The 3,023-nt window shown below is 75.0% G+C and carries 2 protein-coding genes and 2 pseudogenes; all 4 read right to left on the bottom strand.

The window, feature by feature from the left end:
• A partial coding sequence (locus JNW89_RS32880) for a CinA family protein (RefSeq protein WP_238452009.1) occupies nucleotides 1–216 on the bottom strand: 216 nt, incomplete at its 3' end.
• Between the two features lie 124 nt (nucleotides 217–340).
• On the bottom strand, nucleotides 341–928 hold the full coding sequence (gene pgsA / locus JNW89_RS32875) for a CDP-diacylglycerol--glycerol-3-phosphate 3-phosphatidyltransferase (RefSeq protein ID WP_238452008.1): 588 nt from the start codon (nucleotides 926–928) through the stop codon (nucleotides 341–343).
• Nucleotides 929–1,005: 77 nt separating this feature from the next.
• Nucleotides 1,006–2,552 (bottom strand): annotated as a pseudogene (gene rimO, locus JNW89_RS32870) (30S ribosomal protein S12 methylthiotransferase RimO).
• 76 nt (nucleotides 2,553–2,628) lie between these two features.
• Nucleotides 2,629–3,023 (bottom strand): annotated as a pseudogene (locus JNW89_RS32865) (hypothetical protein); the annotation flags it as partial.

Here is a 3,023-nt window from a genome sequence, read left to right as displayed (position 1 = left end):
TACGCCGGCCAGCTCCGACTTCAGCTCGGTGGCGTACGTGACCAGGCCGCCCCGGTAGACCCCGCTGACCCCGGCGATCTCCACGATCGAGGCGGAGAGCAGCCCACCGGTCAGGGACTCGACGGTGGCCAGCGTCTCGTGCCGCTCGTGCAGGCTGTGCACCACGGCCGCCGCCGGACTCCCGGCGGGCCGCTCGTTGTTCGCATCCGTCCCCATGTCCCGCTTCCCTTCCCCGCCTGCCGACGCCTACTCATCCTGCGCCCGGCGGCGCCGGGCGCAGCGCTCTTGCGGCGACACGCCGGCGCGCGCCCCGGCGACCGCGGGTCGATAGGGGTGCGCCTCAGCGGGCGGGGCGGCGCAGACGCAGCGCCTGGGCGACGTAGTCGAAGCCGGTGACCACGGTCACCACCACGGCGGCGGCCATGATCCACGGGCCGACGGCGGCGAAGCCGGCCGGCATCGGCCAGAGGTACCAGGTGATCGCAAGGATCTGGAGGGCCGTCTTGATCTTGCCGCCCCGGCTGGCCGCGATCACGCCGCGCCGGATCACCCAGAAGCGCAGGGCGGTGACGCCCCACTCCCGCACCAGGATCACCGCCGTCACCCACCAGGGCAGCCGGTCGTACCAGGAGAGCAGCACCAGGGCGGCGCCGGTGAGCGCCTTGTCGGCGATCGGGTCGGCGACCTTGCCGACCGAGGTGACGAGCTTGAACCGGCGGGCGATCCAGCCGTCGACCAGGTCGGTCGCCGAGGCGAGCACGAAGATCAGACAGGCGGCCATCTGCCAGCCGGCGTGGGTCGTCCCCGAGACGATCACCGACGCCGCGAAGACCGGCACCAGCACCAGCCGCAGGGCGGTCAGCGCGTTGGCCGCGTTGAGCACCGGCACCCGGGCGACCACCGGCGCCGACTCCGTCGCCCCGGTCACGGCCGTGCCCCGCTCGGGCCGCCGGGGCGTACCAGGCACCGCACCACGTGGCTCCCCCGCTTCCTCCGGACCCGCCGTCACCGTTCCGCGCCGGGCGCCGCCGAGATCATCTCATCCGGCACGGCGATCAGGTCGACACCCTCGGTCGCGGTCACCGTCGCCCGGACCAGGTCGCCGGGGCGCAGCGCGGCCAGGTCGACCCGCCGCCGACCGGCGCGACCAGCGTGGTCGAGCCGTCGACCTCGGGAGCCTGGTGGGCCGCCCGCCCCTCGACCACGCCGCCGTCGACCGAGTCGATGAGCACCTCGACGGTCGAGGAGAGCCGCTCCTCGGCGCGCTGCGAGCAGAGCTCGTCGGCGAGCGCGCTGAGCTTGTCGTAGCGGCGCTTGACGGTGGCGGCGGAGACCTTGCCGGGCAGGCCGGCGGCCTCGGTGCCGTCCTCGTCGCTGTAGTCGAACATGCCGATCGCGTCGAGGCGCGCCTCGGTCAGGAACCGGACCAGCTCGTCGATGTCGGCGCGGGTCTCGCCGGGGAAGCCGACGATGAAGTTGCTCCGCGCGCCGGCCTCCGGCGCCAGGGCCCGGGCCCCCGCCAGCAGCTCCAGGAACCGGTCGGTGGAGCCGAAACGGCGCATCCGGCGCAGCACCGGCTCGCTGGAGTGCTGGAAGGACAGGTCGAAGTAGGGCGCCACGCCGGGCGTGGTGGCGATCGCCTCGACCAGGCCGGGCCGGGTCTCGGCGGGCTGGAGGTAGCTCGCCCGCACCCGGACGATGCCGTCGATGGCGGCCAGCTGCGGCAGCAGCTTCTCCAGTGCCCGGGGGTCGCCCAGGTCCTTGCCGTACGAGGTCGAGTTCTCGCTGACCAGCACCAGCTCACGGACGCCGGTCTTGGCCAGCCACTCCGCTTCGGCCAGCAGCTCGTCAGGCGTACGCGAGACGAAGGCGCCACGGAAGGCGGGGATCGCGCAGAACGCGCAGCGCCGGTCGCAGCCGCTGGCCAGCTTGAGCGAGGCGACCGGGCCGGTGTCGAGCCGACGGCGCAGCACCTGGCGCAGGTGGGCCGGGGTGTGCTCGTCGGTCTCGGTGACGCCCCGGACGGGGGTGCCGTGCCCGGGCAGCGAGACCGCGCTGTCCCGGCGGGAGACCGGGGTGAGCGGCAGCAGCTCGCGCCGGTCGCGCGGGGTGTGCGCGGCGACCGCCTCGCCGGCGACGACCGCGTTCAGCCGGGCGGAGATCTCCGGGTAGTCGTCGAAGCTGAGCACCGCCTGCGCCTCGGGGAGGCTGTCGGCCAGCTCACGCCCGTACCGCTCGGCCATGCAGCCGGCCGCGACCACCTTGGCGCCGGTGTCGGCGGCGGCGAGCAGGGTCTGGATGGAGTCCTGCTTGGCCTTCTCCACGAAGCCGCAGGTGTTGACGACCACCACGTCGGCTCCCTCGCCGTCGGTGGTGACCTGCCAGCCGTCGGCGTGCAGGCGGGCGGCCAGCTCCTCCGAGTCGACCTCGTTGCGGGCACAGCCCAGGGTCAGCAGGGCGACCCGGCGGCCGTCGGGCGACAGCTCCGGGTCGCGGCGCGGCGTCAGCCGCGCCGAGCTGGAGTTGTCGGAGGGGGAGGTGGCAGACACCATCCGAGGGTACCGGGCGGCGGGGCGGGGGCCGGCAACGGCGGGCCGCCGCATCGGCCGGCTCACACCCGGCGACCGGTCAGACCGCCGCCGCGCCCACCCGCACCAGCCGGTCGAGGAGGAAGACCTCCGTGCCGGCCAGGCCGGTGGAGCAGAAGACGGAGACCTGGTCCGCGCCGGTCCGGCCGGGGACCGCGCCGGCCAGCACCGCGCCCAGGTCGCGCAGCCGGCCCGCGTACGGCTCGACGGCGGCCAGCATCGGCGGGGAGTAGGCGCCTGCCTGGGCCGGCGAGTCGGTGACCAGCGGGTCGGCGAGGTCCAGCAGGTCGCAGCCGAACTCGTGCCGGTCGGCCTGCTTGAAGCCGACGGCGTTGACACCGCGCCCAGGTCGCGCAGCCGGCCCGCGTACGGCTCGACGGCGGCCAGCATCGGCGGGGAGTAGGCGCCTGCCTGGGCCGGCGAGTCGGTGACCAG

The organism is Micromonospora sp. 4G55, from assembly GCF_016803375.1.
The sequence above is the reverse complement of the archived record's forward strand: the minus strand, read 5'-3'. Positions and strand labels throughout refer to the sequence as shown.